The 13189-nt window shown below is 65.2% G+C and carries 13 protein-coding genes; 4 read left to right on the top strand and 9 right to left on the bottom strand.

The annotated features are described in order from the left end of the window. Positions 1-37: 37 nt before the first annotated feature. Positions 38-1750: an alkaline phosphatase D family protein gene (locus tag ACIBK2_RS03010; protein WP_396962999.1), complete on the top strand. Its 1713-nt coding sequence runs from the start codon at positions 38-40 to the stop codon at positions 1748-1750. 407 nt (positions 1751-2157) lie between these two features. On the opposite strand, the gene ACIBK2_RS03005 is transcribed toward ACIBK2_RS03010, so the two are convergent. Next, the gene (locus ACIBK2_RS03005) at positions 2158-2577 is read right to left on the bottom strand and encodes a DUF2000 family protein (RefSeq protein ID WP_396962997.1); all 420 of its coding nucleotides are present in this window, start codon (positions 2575-2577) and stop codon (positions 2158-2160) included. 50 nt (positions 2578-2627) lie between these two features. Here ACIBK2_RS03005 and ACIBK2_RS03000 point away from each other — a divergent pair, with 50 nt between their 5' ends. Continuing rightward, positions 2628-3434: an AraC family transcriptional regulator gene (locus tag ACIBK2_RS03000; RefSeq protein ID WP_396962995.1), complete on the top strand. Its 807-nt coding sequence runs from the start codon at positions 2628-2630 to the stop codon at positions 3432-3434. A gap of 96 nt (positions 3435-3530) precedes the next feature. Here the strand turns inward: ACIBK2_RS03000 and ACIBK2_RS02995 are convergent, their stop codons facing one another. From ACIBK2_RS02995 to ACIBK2_RS02985, 3 genes are all read right to left on the bottom strand, one after another. Beyond that, entirely contained in the window at positions 3531-4196 is a 666-nt protein-coding gene (locus ACIBK2_RS02995; RefSeq protein WP_396962993.1) for an epimerase, read from the bottom strand. 61 nt (positions 4197-4257) lie between these two features. Beyond that, the gene (locus ACIBK2_RS02990) at positions 4258-5133 is read right to left on the bottom strand and encodes an LLM class F420-dependent oxidoreductase (RefSeq protein ID WP_396964016.1); all 876 of its coding nucleotides are present in this window, start codon (positions 5131-5133) and stop codon (positions 4258-4260) included. Positions 5134-5546: 413 nt separating this feature from the next. Beyond that, complete coding sequence (locus ACIBK2_RS02985) at positions 5547-6821, bottom strand: cytochrome P450 (protein WP_396962991.1); 1275 nt, start codon at positions 6819-6821, stop codon at positions 5547-5549. Between the two features lie 199 nt (positions 6822-7020). Here ACIBK2_RS02985 and ACIBK2_RS02980 point away from each other — a divergent pair, with 199 nt between their 5' ends. Both ACIBK2_RS02980 and ACIBK2_RS02975 read left to right on the top strand, forming a co-directional pair. Continuing rightward, on the top strand, positions 7021-7098 hold the full coding sequence (locus ACIBK2_RS02980) for a tryptorubin family RiPP precursor (protein ID WP_218023992.1): 78 nt from the start codon (positions 7021-7023) through the stop codon (positions 7096-7098). An 81-nt stretch (positions 7099-7179) separates the two neighbouring features. Next, positions 7180-8241 carry a cytochrome P450 gene (locus tag ACIBK2_RS02975; RefSeq protein ID WP_396962988.1) on the top strand — a complete coding sequence of 354 codons (1062 nt, stop codon included), beginning with the start codon at positions 7180-7182 and terminating at the stop codon, positions 8239-8241. Positions 8242-8541: 300 nt separating this feature from the next. Here ACIBK2_RS02975 and ACIBK2_RS02970 read toward each other — a convergent pair whose 3' ends face one another. The 5 genes from ACIBK2_RS02970 to ACIBK2_RS02950 form a co-directional block, all read right to left on the bottom strand. Next, positions 8542-9771: an RNA polymerase sigma factor gene (locus ACIBK2_RS02970; protein ID WP_396962986.1), complete on the bottom strand. Its 1230-nt coding sequence runs from the start codon at positions 9769-9771 to the stop codon at positions 8542-8544. Next, positions 9768-10160, bottom strand: a complete 393-nt coding sequence (locus ACIBK2_RS02965) for a YciI family protein (RefSeq protein ID WP_396962984.1) — start codon at positions 10158-10160, stop codon at positions 9768-9770. The genes ACIBK2_RS02970 and ACIBK2_RS02965 overlap by 4 nt, the downstream gene beginning before the upstream one ends. A 94-nt stretch (positions 10161-10254) precedes the next feature. Next, positions 10255-11154, bottom strand: a complete 900-nt coding sequence (locus tag ACIBK2_RS02960; protein ID WP_396962982.1) for an ATP-grasp domain-containing protein — start codon at positions 11152-11154, stop codon at positions 10255-10257. A 110-nt stretch (positions 11155-11264) separates the two neighbouring features. After that, positions 11265-12389: a serine hydrolase domain-containing protein gene (locus ACIBK2_RS02955; protein WP_396962980.1), complete on the bottom strand. Its 1125-nt coding sequence runs from the start codon at positions 12387-12389 to the stop codon at positions 11265-11267. Between the two features lie 198 nt (positions 12390-12587). Further along, positions 12588-13178, bottom strand: coding sequence for a DUF1877 family protein (locus ACIBK2_RS02950; RefSeq protein ID WP_396962978.1), 591 nt, complete (start codon positions 13176-13178; stop codon positions 12588-12590). Between the last annotated feature and the right edge of the window lie 11 nt (positions 13179-13189).

The following is a 13189-nucleotide window of genomic DNA, read 5'->3' as shown; positions in this document are numbered from 1 at the left end:
GTCTATCGCAACAGTCCACTGCTCAGCGAGGAGTGCCTTGTCTACCGATGATCGTCGCGACCACTTCGACACTCCTCTCGCCCGCCGACTGTTCCTGACCGGCGCTGCCGCGATCGGCGCGACGGTCGCGATGCCCGGATTCTCGGCCGCCGCGCCTGGCGGTCCGATACTGCGTCAGGCTCCGGACGATCGGGGCAACCTGTTGCGAGATGTGGCGTTCGGCAACGGGGTGATGGCGGGCGTGCCACGCACCGACGGCGCCACCCTGTGGACCCGGGTTTCCGGCGGTCCGTTCGGTACCGGCAGCGCGGGCACGGGCGTGCCCGATACCGGCAGCGGCGGCTCCGGCAGTGGCACGGGCAGTGGAAGCGGTAGCGCGGGGTTGGACGGCAGGCTCGCGGTCATCGTGTCCCGCAACGAGAACCTGTCGAGCCCCGACATCGCCGAGCAGGTCACGGCGCGCGGAAATGCCGACGGGACAGTTCATTTCGATGCGACGGGCCTGCGGCCGGGCGAGCAGTACTTCTACCAGTTCCGCGCACAGGGCACCGAGTCGCCGGTCGGCCGGTTCAAGACGTTGCGGCCCGCGGACTCCAACGAGCCGGTGCGGATCGGCTGGTTCACCTGTCAGGGCTTCGAGGAGGGCTACTACGCAACGCATCGCCACCTCGCCGACGAGGACCTCGATTTCGTTGTGTGCCTTGGTGATTACGTCTACGAGTTCACCGCTCCCGGTGTTCGAGGTGTCGAAGTCAACGCCTACCCGCAGGTTTTGGAGCAGATGCGGGAGAAGTATCGGAAATACCGTTCCGACGCCGACCTGAAGCTGATGCACAGCAAGCACGCCTTCGTCCCGATCTGGGATGATCACGAATTCCGCAACAACTACACCAAGGTCGGCTGGACCTTTCCCCTTCTCGCGCAGGCGGATACGGCCGTCGGGTTCCAGCAGAAGAAGCAATGGGCGTGGCAGGCGTGGTTCGAGCACATGCCGGTGCCGCGGTTCGCCGGTGACCCGCTGCGCACGTATCGCACCGTGCGGGTCGGCAAAACCGTCGAACTGTTCGCGCAGGATGCACGGCAGTACCGCGACATTCAGGGCTGCGGCGACTCGCTCACCCCGATCGTGTGCGCGGATGCCGACGATCCCGCACGATCCATGCTCGGTTCGACGCAGAAGAAATGGCTACTCGACGGCATGGCCGGGTCCGACGCCACCTGGAAGGTGATGGCGAACGCGAACATGATGATGGGAATGGTCGTCGACGATCAGGGCAAGCGCGCATGGCTCGACACCTGGGACGGCTACGGCGCGGAACGGACCGACATCCTGTCGCGGGCCGCCAAGGACATCAAGAACATGGTCGTGGTCACCGGTGACGATCACGACGGGTACGCGGGCGAACTCTGGGATACCGGATTCGCGCCGGGCACGCCGAGCGCCGAGCAGGTCAACGCGCCCGGAACCGCCCGCGCCGGTGTGGAATTCGTCGTTCCGTCGGTCACCTCGCACAACACCGGCGACACCTCGGAGTCGGGCGCGCACACCGAGGAAGCCAATCGGCTGGACAAGAACCCGCACGTGAAACACATCGACATGGTCCGGCACGGATACGGCGTGCTCGAGGCGGTGTCGAGTGAGGTGCGATTCCATTTCCGCGACGTGGACAAGCTGAATCAGAACGCGGGTGTCAGTACGTCGAAGTCGCTGCGCGTGCCCTCGGGACAGGCGATCCTCGAAGAGACGTAACCTGCCGTCGGAGCTCGGCTACAAATCCGGGCGTAGCGCGCAATCTGCTGACGGAACCCCTGGTATCTCTGAGAAGATGGGGCGGTTGTAAAACAAATCGCAATAGCCCCGGGGGGATGCGCTCATGTCGCGCACAGAATCAATTGCCTTGCCATATGTTCGATGGAACAGACTTTCCTCGATCCTGACAACGGTGCTGGTCAGCGCTATCGTGGCCGCCGTAGTAGCGGGAGGCGTTACGCCACGCGTCGCCGACCCGGCTGTTTCGACGACCGGCAGCTCGTCGTGGCGCTGGCCATGGCGATGGTCTTGGACGTGGCGATGGTCGTGGGATTTCAAAGTGGTTGTGGGAGCGGCTGATACGAAGGACTCTTCTGCTTGAGCGATGCCGAGCTACGGGTTCGGTTTCACGGATGCATTCGCGCGCCTTTGAATATCTTGTCCACGACGTTGCGCGGTCCGTATACGGCGATACCGACGAGGTCCAGGTCGGCCGCGCCGACCGCTCGTACCGCGGCCCGGTTGTCATGGTCGTTTCCGGTGGTGAACAGGTCAGAGGTGAAGATCGCCGCCCGCAGTCTCCGTGTCAGCGCCTTGCTGTGCGCGCTGCGCAGTACCTCCTTGGTGCCCTCGAAGACGAGGACCGGCTGCCGGAACATCGGAAGGTAGCTTGTCGCGTCCGCGTCCTCGTATGGTTCGCCGATCACCTCCGGTTGTGCCGTGCCGAGGCCGCTGACCAGAAAGGCCGTCACGTTCAGCCGCTGCCAGGTCGGCAGGTCCTCGCGCAGCAGTACTGCGATCTTGGTGTCGAATCGTACGTTCTCCATGCCGATGACTCTGCCGCCGACCGGCCCGCCGAGGCTTGTACGATCCTGGCATGGTTGGCGGCGCGGTCGAGCAGGTCAGGGCCTGGCAGCCGCGGGTGCCGGGCATCGTCGAGGTCTTTCATGCCCGTTTCATCGGGCACGTCTACCCGATGCACGCCCACGACTCCTGGACGCTGCTGATCGTCGACGACGGCGCGGTCCGCTACGACCTCGACCGGCACGAACACGGAGCCCTCGGCTCGGTGGTCTCGCTGCTGCCGCCGCATGTTCCGCACAACGGCCAGGCCGCGACCGCGCACGGATTCCGCAAGCGGGTGCTGTACCTCGACGACGCCCATCTGCCCGAGGAGATGATCGGCCGAGCTGTCGACAGCCCTACCTTCACCGACCCGCTGCTGCACCGTCGCGTGCGCGAGTTGCACACGGCACTCGGCCACGTCGGCGACGAACTAGAGGCCGCCAGTCGCCTTGCGCTCATCCACGACCGGCTCGGCGACCTGCTGCGCGGCACCGAACCGCCGGCCCGGCGCGCCGAGCCCGGGTTGGCGCACCGACTGCGCGAACTGCTCGATTCCCGTACCGCGGAAGGTGTTTCGCTCACCGAGGCCGCGGCCGTGTTGCACGCCGACCCCACCCACCTCATTCGGGCGTTCAGCCGCGAGTTCGGCATGCCGCCGCACCAGTATCTGATCTCCCGTCGGGTCGATCATGCTCGCCCACTGTTGCTCGGCGGCATGTCTGCGCGAGATGTGGCCGCAGCCACCGGTTTTCATGACCAACCGCACTTGATCCGGCATTTCAAACGCATTCTGGGCACGACGCCCGGGCACTATGCGCGTAGTGCTGACCTGCGCTAGGGGCAGTGCCTGCAGTTCCACGTCCAGCGCGAGTCCGATGCCTCGGTGCCACGAAGGCGTAGCTCGTGTGGTGATCTCCCGCGGCGTACGGAGCTTCTAGGGCGTAGCGCGTGCGGTGATCTCTCGGGGCGTGACCACGCGAGTGTCGGATCCGGACGCTGCGACGGCGATCATGGCGCGACCGATCTCGCGGTTGTCGTTGACCACATTCGGTGCCAGCCGTTTGAGCAACGGGATCAGTGGGCCGGTGACGGCGTAGGCGGCGCGATACAGCGGGGTCTTGGAGACCACGCCGTCCATCGGCTGTACGAATCCGGGCCGGAACATGTACGCCTGGAAGGGAAGTGCCAGCAGATCGTTCTCGGTCTTTCCTTTTACTCGCTGCCACATGGTGCGGCTCCGCTCGGTGCTGTCGGTGCCCTGTCCGGAGACATAGATGAAGACCAGCGCCGGGTTGGCGGCCGCGAGTGTGCGGCCGACTGTCAAGGCCAGGTCGTAAGTGATCCGGCGGTAGTTCTCCTCTTTCATGCCGACGGAGGAGACGCCGAGGCAGAAGAAGCAGGCGTCGTATTCCGGCAGCTCGTCGGCGATCGCGGTGAGGTCGGTCGGATCGGACTGGACCAGCTCGCGCAGCTTGGGGTTGTCGATGCCCAGCGAGCTGCGCCCGACGGCGAGGACCTGCTCGACCCGCTCGTCCCGCAGGCACTCGTTGAGCACCCCTTGCCCGATCATGCCGGTCGCGCCGAAGAGGATTACCTTCATGTCTGGCATCTTGCCTGATGGCACGCGACATTGCGGGGATCCGCCGCTCCGACGTGGGGCGCTACCCGAGTTCGGTGAGCTGCGGGACGGCAGGTGCCATGCCATCGATCCACGCCGCCGGTGCGCCGCCCATCGGGATGACGAGGACTTCGTGTACGCCGAGTTTCGCGTAATCGGCCATCCCCCGGACGAATTCGTCGCGGGTGGCGGGGGTCGGGCGTGGGTTGCTGGCGACGATTGTGGTGCGGATTTCGTTGTAGTCCCTGCCGACGTCGTCGCAATGGCGGCGCAGGATGTCGAGCTTGTGTCCGACATCCTCGGGAGACGAGCCGACGAGGTTGCAGGCGTCACCGTATTGCGCGACCAGTCGTAGGGTCTTACGTTCGCCGCCACCGGCGATGAGGACCTTGGGCCGGTTGATCGGTTGTGGTGAGCAGAGGGTTTCGGCCAGTTGATAGTGCTTGCCTCGAAATGGCTTGTTGCTCTGTGGATCCCACATCTGTGCACAAATACGCAAGGTCTCTTCCAGTCGCTCGAACCGTTCCGCGACCGGCGGGAAGGGCACGCCGAGCCCGCGATGCTCGCGTTCGAACCAGGCGCAGCCGAGGCCGAGTATCGCCCGGCCGCCGGACAACACATCGAGGGTGGACACAATTTTGGCGAGCAGGCCGGGATGCCGATACGTCACGCCGGTGACGAGTAGGCCGAGGCCGATCGTCGAGGTGTGCGCGGCGAGATAACCGAGGGTGGTGTACCCCTCCAGCATGGCAGACTCCGCCGGCAGGCCGGTCAGCTCGATCTGGAAGTAATGGTCCATGAACGACAACCAGGTGGCGCCCGAGGCTTCTGCCGCCGCACCGACCCGGGCCAGTTCACCGGCGATAGCGGCAGTACCGCCGTCGATTTCGAAATCGGAAAGGTGAAAACCGAGATCCATGAAATCCCCCCGTGCATGGATGATCTGTACCGCCACGGTAGATCCTGTGGGCGTAATTCGCCATGCTTCGCGCAGGAACAGTCGAAACCGCACCTGCCGGTACCGGGTTGCGTGGCGGTCCGTCGCCCACTGATCCGGCGATGATCGAGAACTTTTGCGGTGCAAAGGCTTCGGCCTGCCGCGAACCTCGCGAAAGTTCAGCGCGTGGGCGGGTGGCCGGAGGACGACAGTCGTTGTGGGGGCCGCCCCGGCCGTCACGTTCGCACGCGGAGAACGGCCATAGGCGGTGCGGGTCGGTGGCCTCGCGCCGAGGAAGGGCGCGCATCATGGCTGCCGCGAAGGCATGTCAGGGGTAGTGAGCAGCCTTGCCCAGGATCCGCGTTCGAGCGCGCGGATCCTGGGCAGGTGCGGCGTCACCGTTCGGGCGCTGAGGCCTCCGGAACGGGTTCGACAGGTGCGCGGCGCGGTGCTTCGGTGCGCCCCAGTCGGACTGGCAGTTCGATGAGGGTGGCGAAGCCGAAGTTGTTGTGCCAGGCCAAGTCCGAGTAGGGGCAGGCCAGTCGCAGGTTCGGGAAGCGTTGGAGCAAGGCCGAGAAGGCGACTGTTGCTTCCATTCGCGCCAAGGGGGCACCCACGCAGAAGTGGGCGCCGTGACCGAAACCCAGGTGCTGGCCGGCATCGCGGCCGATATCGAGGCGATCGGGCTCGGGGAAAATTGCCGGGTCGTGGTTCGCGGCGGCGACGGCGATGTGCACGAATTCGCCGGCTGGGATTTCCGTATCCCCGATCAGTATCGGTTCCGCGGTGTAGCGGATTGTGGAGAAATGGATCGGGCCGTCGAACCGCAGGAATTCGTCGACGGCTGCGGGGAGCGCGGAAGGGTTGGCGCGCAACGTATGTGAGAGCGAATCGTCGCGCAATAGTGCGAGCGAACCGGTGGTCAACAGATCGACCGTCGTTCCGTGCCCGGACACCAGCAGCATGACGGCCATGTCCAACAGCTCGACTTCGGAGAGCGAGTCGCCGTTGTCGCGGGCGTGTATCAGCTTGGACAGCAGATCGACACCAGGGTGAGCTCGTTTTCGGGTCACCAATCCTCTTAGATACGAGCGCAACTCGCGGAAGGCCTCGGCGCGCTCGTCGCCGACGACCTGGAACAGCTCTCGTGCCCACTGCTCAAATCCTGGTACGTCGCTGCGCGGCACTCCGAGCATGTCGCAAATCATTCGGACCGGCAGCGGCAAAACGAATGCCGCGAGCAGGTCTACCTCGTCGTGTTCGGCCATCTCGTCGAGGAGCGACTGGGTGGTCTCCTCGATGTGTGGACGCAGCTCGGCGATGGCTCGGTGCGTGAAGGCTTTATTGACGAGCTTTCGCAGCCGGATGTGCTGGGGCGAGTCACTATTGGCCATGTTGTGATCGAGGTTGGCCAGCGGCGCATTCGCCGGTGCCGCCGGATACTTTTGGCGGAAGAGCTCTTCGATGCCGTCCGCGCTCTTGTGTAGTCGCGGATCTCGCAGTGCCGCGCGGGCTTCGGCGTAGCCGACGACCAGCCAGCTCACTACCCCCGAGGGTGCGTGGATGCGCAGTACGGGTCCCTGTTCGCGCCACCGGTGGTAGTACCGGTGCGGGTTGGCGTGAAAATCGTCGTCCAGCGTTTCGATCCGAGTCGAGGCCGCGAGATTCATAGTGCGCCTTCGTTATTCGCCGCGTATGCATTGGTCAATGTCCACGGTAAGTAGGACGCGTAATTTATGCGTCACAGGACCATCATTCGGTGCTAACTTCTCCGAAACGCACCTGAGCGCAACGTGTTTCGCTTACGCTCGATGAGTGCCTGCGATCCAGGCACATTCACCGGACACGCTCACAACCGGAGGTGGAGTCATGACTCTCGTACGTATGGTCAAACGGATGAAGCAGCAAAAGAGCCTGAAGAAGTACGCCTGGTACGGGTGGATCTGACGCTCCCAAGCAGTTGTTGCACTCGCGCCCGCTGGTTACCGTAGCGGGCGCGAGTCCCGTCCAGTCATCCGGGAGTTCGTCATGTCCATACGGCACAGTGCCGGAGATATCCGGACCGTTGTGTTTGCGCCGCGAATCGCCGAACTTTTCGAAAAGTACCGTGGCGAGGACCTTTTTCGCCTCGAGCCCGACACCATCGGCATTGCCGGAGCCGATCTGCTGGACGCGGTGCTCGGCGCCAGGCCCGCGCGGCACGACGAACGACCGACCTTCAAGCCCGTGCATCGACGGCTGGTCAGCCGGGCTGATTCCGCCGCATTCATGCAGGCCGTCGGCGCGGATGTGCGCTCTGCCTTGAAGGCTCCGCTCGAGGCCGATGGTCCGCTCGTCGGCATCTGGCCGCAGCGACCGCACGATTATGTTCGTGATCTCGTCTTCGGCGGTGAAGATCTCCGATTCCGGCTGCTGGTTGACCGCAGGCTCGAGTTGACGCCGAAGCTGACCTGGTCGGCGGTCACCTCAGGCGCCGCGCTGATCGGCCGGACCGGACAGCAGCGACCGCTGTCGAAGCTGGCGACACAGGTGTTCCAGGCCAATGGTTTTCGCGATCGCCGGTACGCCATGTACCTCTATCGCCGGGTCGCGGCGCCGGTGTGTTTCACGGTGGCCGCCCTGGTCACCAGCGCGCTCTGGCTGGCGTCGCCGCTGGATCCGGAAACCTCGAATCGCAACATTCTGCTCGAGACCCTGCGGTTGTTGCCGCCGTCCTGGAATATTCTGCGCCTCAAGGGATCTGAGTATCCGGCCGTCGACGCGCGGATCGGTGGGGGAGACGACCTGCTGTTGCTGCCCTTGCTCAGCCACCGCGACCCGCGGCTCTGGGCGGCGCCGGACGAATTCCGTCCCGAGCGATGGGACGGACTCGACCCCGAGAATCACCCCGGTTACCTCCCGTTCGGACCTGCGTCGGAACGATGCTGGGGGCGTCACATGGTTATGCCGCTGGCCGAACGCATCCTCGACCTCGCTCGCCGCGACGGGCTTCGGGTCGAGCCGGAGCAGACTGTCGGTAAGGTCGAACTCGACGGGTTACTCGAGATCGCTTCCGTGCGGGTGTGTGCTGGATCGACTGTGGGGCAGTAGGTTCCGAGTGTGCTGCGGCCGACCTGATTACGGTGTTTCGTATCGAGAACTGGCCGTGACTCCCGACTACCGGACAATTCGGGCTTAGGTTGTCGGATTTCACTGGTACGGTCTTGCGCGTGGGCCGGGGGCGGAGCATGTCGCCCCTGTATGGAAACAAGGGGTGGGACCTTGGTGGAGTTCGGGAAAAACGCAGGGGCCGGGGAGGATTCGGTGGGCTCTGCTGCGGAATGGAATCCGCCGGAGCGGGCGGCGGACGGCTCGTTTGTCGGGCATGTTCAAGCGGCCGCGGTGGGTGTACTAGGCCGGGTCGGTGAGGCGGCGGACGCGATCGTTGAGGTAACGCTGTTCGGGGACGCTCGCGGTGAGTTGTGCGGCGCGCCGGTAGCTTTCGATGGCACCGGCCTGGTCGCCGATCATCTCCAGTAGGTGTGCGCGTACCGCGTGGGTTCGGTGATGACGGCGCATGGCCGGGTTGTCGAGCAGGGGTGCGATCAGGTCCAAACCGTGCTTCGGGTCGTCCGCCATGCTGATGGCGACTGCTCGGTTGAGGGTCACGATCGGGCCGGGTGCGACTCGGTCGAGCATGTCGTAGAGCACGCTGATCTGCCGCCAATCGGTGCTCGCCCAGGTGGGTGACTCCGCGTGTACGGCGGCGATCGCCGCCTGCAACTGGAACCGGCCGACGTGGCCGCGGGGCAGGACTCGCTCCAGGATGCCGACGCCCTCCGCGATCAGATCGCGATCCCACCGGGAACGGTTCTGCTCGGCCAGCGGGATCAGGTTGCCGTTTTCGGTGCGGGTGGCGGCTCGGGAGTGGGTGAGCAGCATGAGCGCCAGTGCGCCCGCGACCTCGTCGTGATCCGGTATCGCGCAATGCAATTGGCGAGTCAGCCGGATCGCTTCGTCGGTCAGGTTCCCGTCCACCAGTGCGCCACCGGCGGAACGGGTGTGGCCCTCGGTGAACAGCAGATGGCATACATCGAGGACGGACGCGATGCGTGCGGGCAGGTCCGATCGGCTCGGCAGTTCGAACACCGCACCGGCCGTCCGCAAGGTCGACCGGGCTCGGGTGAGCCGTTGCGTCATGGTGCGTTGCGGAACGAGGTAGGCGGCGGCGATCTCGCCGACGCCAAGCCCGCCGACGGCGTGCAGGGTCAATGCGACCTGGGAGGAGCGGCTCAGGCTCGGATGGCAGCACAGCACGAACATCTGCAGCATGTCGTCGCCTGGTTCCGCCGACGGCACGAGATGTGCGTCGCTCGGCTGTGCGACGGCCACTGCCTCCTCGCGCCCGGCTCGTGCGCTGTCGGCTCGGAGCCGGTCGATCAATCGTCGCGACGCCACGGTGATCAGCCAGCCACGTGGATTCGCGGGCAACCCGTCGCGCGACCACTGCACCGTCGCCGCCTCGGCCGCCTCCTGAGCGGCGTCCTCGCAGTCACCGAGGTCGCCATGCCTGCGCAGCAGGGCGGCGAGGACATGCGGCGACTCGAGCCGCCACACGTCCTCCACCGCCCGATTACTCACTGATCGTCGCCGCCCGGCCACATCGTCGGCCGCAGTTCGACGGTTTCGCCAGGACCGGCGAACTGTGCGGCGATCTCCTCGGCGCGAGCGTGGTTTTCGACATCGATCAGGAAGAACCCGGCCAAATGTTCCTTGGCCTCCGAATACGGACCATCGGTGGCCAGCGGCTTCCCGTCAGCCCACCGGTACAGCCGCGACGACTCGGGTGCCCCGAGCGCCTCGCCCGTCACCAACTCACCCTTCTCCTGCATCTCACCCAGCAACTTCTCGAAATCGGCGGTCATCCGCTCCCGCTCTACCTGCGGCATCGCCTGGAACTCGGGCAGATAATCACCCGTCGGATGCCCCCAAGGCTGTGGGTTCGAGTGAATCAGGATCACGTACTTCATCGCAGCTCCTCGGCGATTACGGATGCGTCCGGCTGACCCATCCATACCCGAACGTCGGAGCCGCCGCCACGATGTCTACATTCTGGTGCGCATGTCAGTACTGGTTCGGGTCGTTGGGGTGCGGGGCATTGAGTAGTGCGGTGATGATGAGGTTGGGGTCGGTGTTTGTGGGGAGGTCTGAGACCTGGGCGTCGCCGACTTCGATTACCCGCCAGACGCCGTCGGTGCGTAGGGCGAGGTCTGTGGTGATGAAGCGTGCGGCGAGCTGTTTTACGTGATCGGCGATGTTGTCCAGTGCTGGGGTGGGGTGTTGGTCGGGGGTGTCGGGGTGGGCGCCGACCAGCAAGGGGGTTCCGTCGAGCCACCACACTCTGGCCTCGGCGGCCCTTTGGTCATCGGTGGTGAATGGCTCGAAGGTTCGTAGCACGATCCCGCCGGCCAGGTATGAGCCTTGTTCGGCGATGAAGGCGGCGACTATCTGGCGTAGGCGGGTGGTGTCGGCGAGATCGGGGATGTAGCAGGCGGTGTCCCAGGCGTGTTTGGCTGATTTGACGTAGTCCTTGACGATGCCGGGGCCGGGGCCGAGTGTGGCGGCGAGTGCCGAGAGCGTGGCGGTGTCCGGTACCTGGTCCGGCGAGTTGGGCTGCCAGCGGCTTGGCGGGGTCAGGGGTGCGAATGTGGGGTACCAGCCGGGTAATTCGTGTGCTGCCTGGTAGGACGCCGGGTCGACGATCAAGGGGGTGCCGCGGGCCGCGAGGGCGGTGGCGAGCGCTGCGTATGCGGTCGAGGGGATCATCCAGCCGCGATACCAGGCCGGTCCGCGATCGCGTGGCACGGAACGTACCGCCGCGGCGGCGTCGCCGGCCAGCAGCAGATCGTGGTCGATCAGCCCGATGTCCGCGCCGAGCGCTCGGGCGGCGGCTGTCTCGGCGGCGAAATGGGGATCGGTGCGGCGCTGGTTGAGCGGATCCATACACGAGAGCAGGGTGGGCATCGGATTATCATCCTGCGTTGGCTGTTTCGGACGCACCGCATTTCTTCAGTGGTCATGCCGATCCCTAAGGCCGGCGGAGTTTGTCTGCTGCCGAGACATCTTCGGGATGGTCACCCGCACAGTGCGTGGTCCAGCAAGCTGCCGATGTCCAGGGTCGTGGGTGTGCCGGTGAAGGAGATGGTGACCGCTCGGCTGGCTGCGGTGGCGCCGGTGATGGCGGTGAAACCGTGGACGCCACCGACATTGCCGACATATTGTGCGCCGCAAGGTAGTTGGGTGTATCCGATGCCGAGTCCGTAGGACATGCCGTCGCCGTTGCCCATGTCGCTGCCGTCGAGCATTTGCCGCAGTAGGGTCTGCGGTACTACCTGCCCGGCCAGCAGCGCGGTGAAGTATCGGTTCAGGTCTGCGCCGGTGCTGATCAGTGCGCCCGAGGCCCAGGGCAGCGAGGGTTCCATGAGCGTCTGGTCGGTGACGGTGCCGTCGACGGTGTCGTAGCCGGTCAGATGCGGGTCGCGCAAACCGGTTTCGCCGGTGTCCGGTAGGTAGGTGTGCGACAGGCCCAGCGGAGTGAGGATGCGGGTGCGCAGCTCATCGGTGTAGCGGTGTCCTGTCACCGCCTCGATCAGCATGCCGGCGACGATGTAGTTAGTGTTGGCGTATTGGAATCGGGTACCGGGGGCGAACTGCGCGGGATGTTGCAGGGCGAGGGCGATTTCCTTTGCGGGAGTGTAGGTTCGGCCGTCCTGTGCCGCGGTGTGCTCGTTCGTCGCTGGGGATTCGGCCGGTTCGGGCAGACCGCTGCGATGGCCCAGGATCTGGCGGACGGTGATGGTGCGTCCGTCGACGCCGTCACCGGTGAGCAGTCCGGGCAGATACGTGTCGATCGGTTGGTCGAGGTCGATTCGGTGTTCGGCCACCAGCTGCAGCGCGATCGCGGCGGTGAAGGTCTTGGTGATGCTGCCGATCCGGACATACTCGGGATGGTCGGTCGGGATCGGTGTTCCCGCAGTGATATCGGTGCGGCCGGCGGTCACGACGGTAGCGGTGCCGTTGTCGGTGAGGGTGGCGATGGCGCCGACCGCACCCGTCCCGATCAGCGCGTCGAGGTCGCCGCGCACCTTGTCCGCGCGGACGAGCGCAACCGAAGGGGCGGCGTCGGCCGGGTGCGTCGTGCAGGCGGACAGGAGCACCGCGGCCGTGCAGATCGGGAGAACGAAGGTGTGTAAACGCATGATCCGACGGTAGGAACGCAAGGACCGCAGACACATTGGACTGCGGTACTACCGCACATCAGACTCCGGTACCACGCACAATTACCAGGCGTCGTCGCTCAGAGCGGATATCCGACCAGACCATCCCCGATACGACACGCCGCGGCAGATGGTTCTCGGGGCGCATCGGGCTGCCGGGGCAAGGGCCGATCACCTGGTTCAGTCGAGTGTCACCAGCACGCATTCGTCCAGGTCGGCGGCAAGCCGATACAACTTCGCATACTCGGCCAGCAGATCAAGAAGGTATTCGCGCTTCTGCGCACCTTTATAGACACCGGACGCCACCATCGCGTCAGCGTCGAACAGATGAGCCGCGCTGTCCACACTGTTCTCCACATAGTCGGCGACGGTCCGCGCAGTGGTCGGGCGGACAAATCGGAGCGTAATCCCTTGCCCCGCAGTCGCACCCGACGCAAACGGTTCGGCCCCGAATACGGTGATCTCGGCCAGCCCGCTCGGATTCCGCTCGGCGCCCTCCCGCCGGTTCGGCGCAAGTAACCAATAGACGGCATCCCACGCCCGCGTCGAGAAGTTTCGATCGAGGATGCCGGGTCGCTCGCGCACTAGCTGCCGAGCGATGGGTGCCAGCTCCCGCCAGAGGGGATCGTCCCGGTATTGCGAATTGGCCAGATCCTCGGTTGCCAACCTGCTGAACAACACAATCGCATCCTCGGCCGCCGCACGATCGTGCATCGCACGTTCCAGCAGCGGATCGTAAGGAATCGCCTGATATCCAGCGTCGAGGCCCATCCGCAGACCAT

It is taken from the genome of Nocardia sp. NPDC050175 (genome assembly GCF_044459885.1).
Classification (GTDB): Bacteria; Actinomycetota; Actinomycetes; order Mycobacteriales; family Mycobacteriaceae; genus Nocardia.
The sequence above is the reverse complement of the archived record's forward strand: the minus strand, read 5'-3'. Positions and strand labels throughout refer to the sequence as shown.

What these genes read in the sequence shown, in the direction of transcription:
- ACIBK2_RS03005 (WP_396962997.1), bottom strand. Translation starts at nt 2,577, where the DNA reads ATGGAGAACGTACGATTCGACACCAAGATCGCAGTACTGCTGCGCGAG.
- ACIBK2_RS03000 (WP_396962995.1), top strand. Translation starts at nt 2,628, where the DNA reads ATGGTTGGCGGCGCGGTCGAGCAGGTCAGGGCCTGGCAGCCGCGGGTG.
- ACIBK2_RS02995 (WP_396962993.1), bottom strand. Translation starts at nt 4,196, where the DNA reads ATGAAGGTAATCCTCTTCGGCGCGACCGGCATGATCGGGCAAGGGGTG.
- ACIBK2_RS02990 (WP_396964016.1), bottom strand. Translation starts at nt 5,133, where the DNA reads ATGGATCTCGGTTTTCACCTTTCCGATTTCGAAATCGACGGCGGTACT.
- ACIBK2_RS02985 (WP_396962991.1), bottom strand. Translation starts at nt 6,821, where the DNA reads ATGAATCTCGCGGCCTCGACTCGGATCGAAACGCTGGACGACGATTTT.
- ACIBK2_RS02980 (WP_218023992.1), top strand. Translation starts at nt 7,021, where the DNA reads ATGACTCTCGTACGTATGGTCAAACGGATGAAGCAGCAAAAGAGCCTG.
- ACIBK2_RS02975 (WP_396962988.1), top strand. Translation starts at nt 7,180, where the DNA reads ATGTCCATACGGCACAGTGCCGGAGATATCCGGACCGTTGTGTTTGCG.
- ACIBK2_RS02965 (WP_396962984.1), bottom strand. Translation starts at nt 10,160, where the DNA reads ATGAAGTACGTGATCCTGATTCACTCGAACCCACAGCCTTGGGGGCAT.
- ACIBK2_RS02960 (WP_396962982.1), bottom strand. Translation starts at nt 11,154, where the DNA reads ATGCCCACCCTGCTCTCGTGTATGGATCCGCTCAACCAGCGCCGCACC.
- ACIBK2_RS02955 (WP_396962980.1), bottom strand. Translation starts at nt 12,389, where the DNA reads ATGCGTTTACACACCTTCGTTCTCCCGATCTGCACGGCCGCGGTGCTC.
- ACIBK2_RS02950 (WP_396962978.1), bottom strand. Translation starts at nt 13,178, where the DNA reads ATGGGCCTCGACGCTGGATATCAGGCGATTCCTTACGATCCGCTGCTG.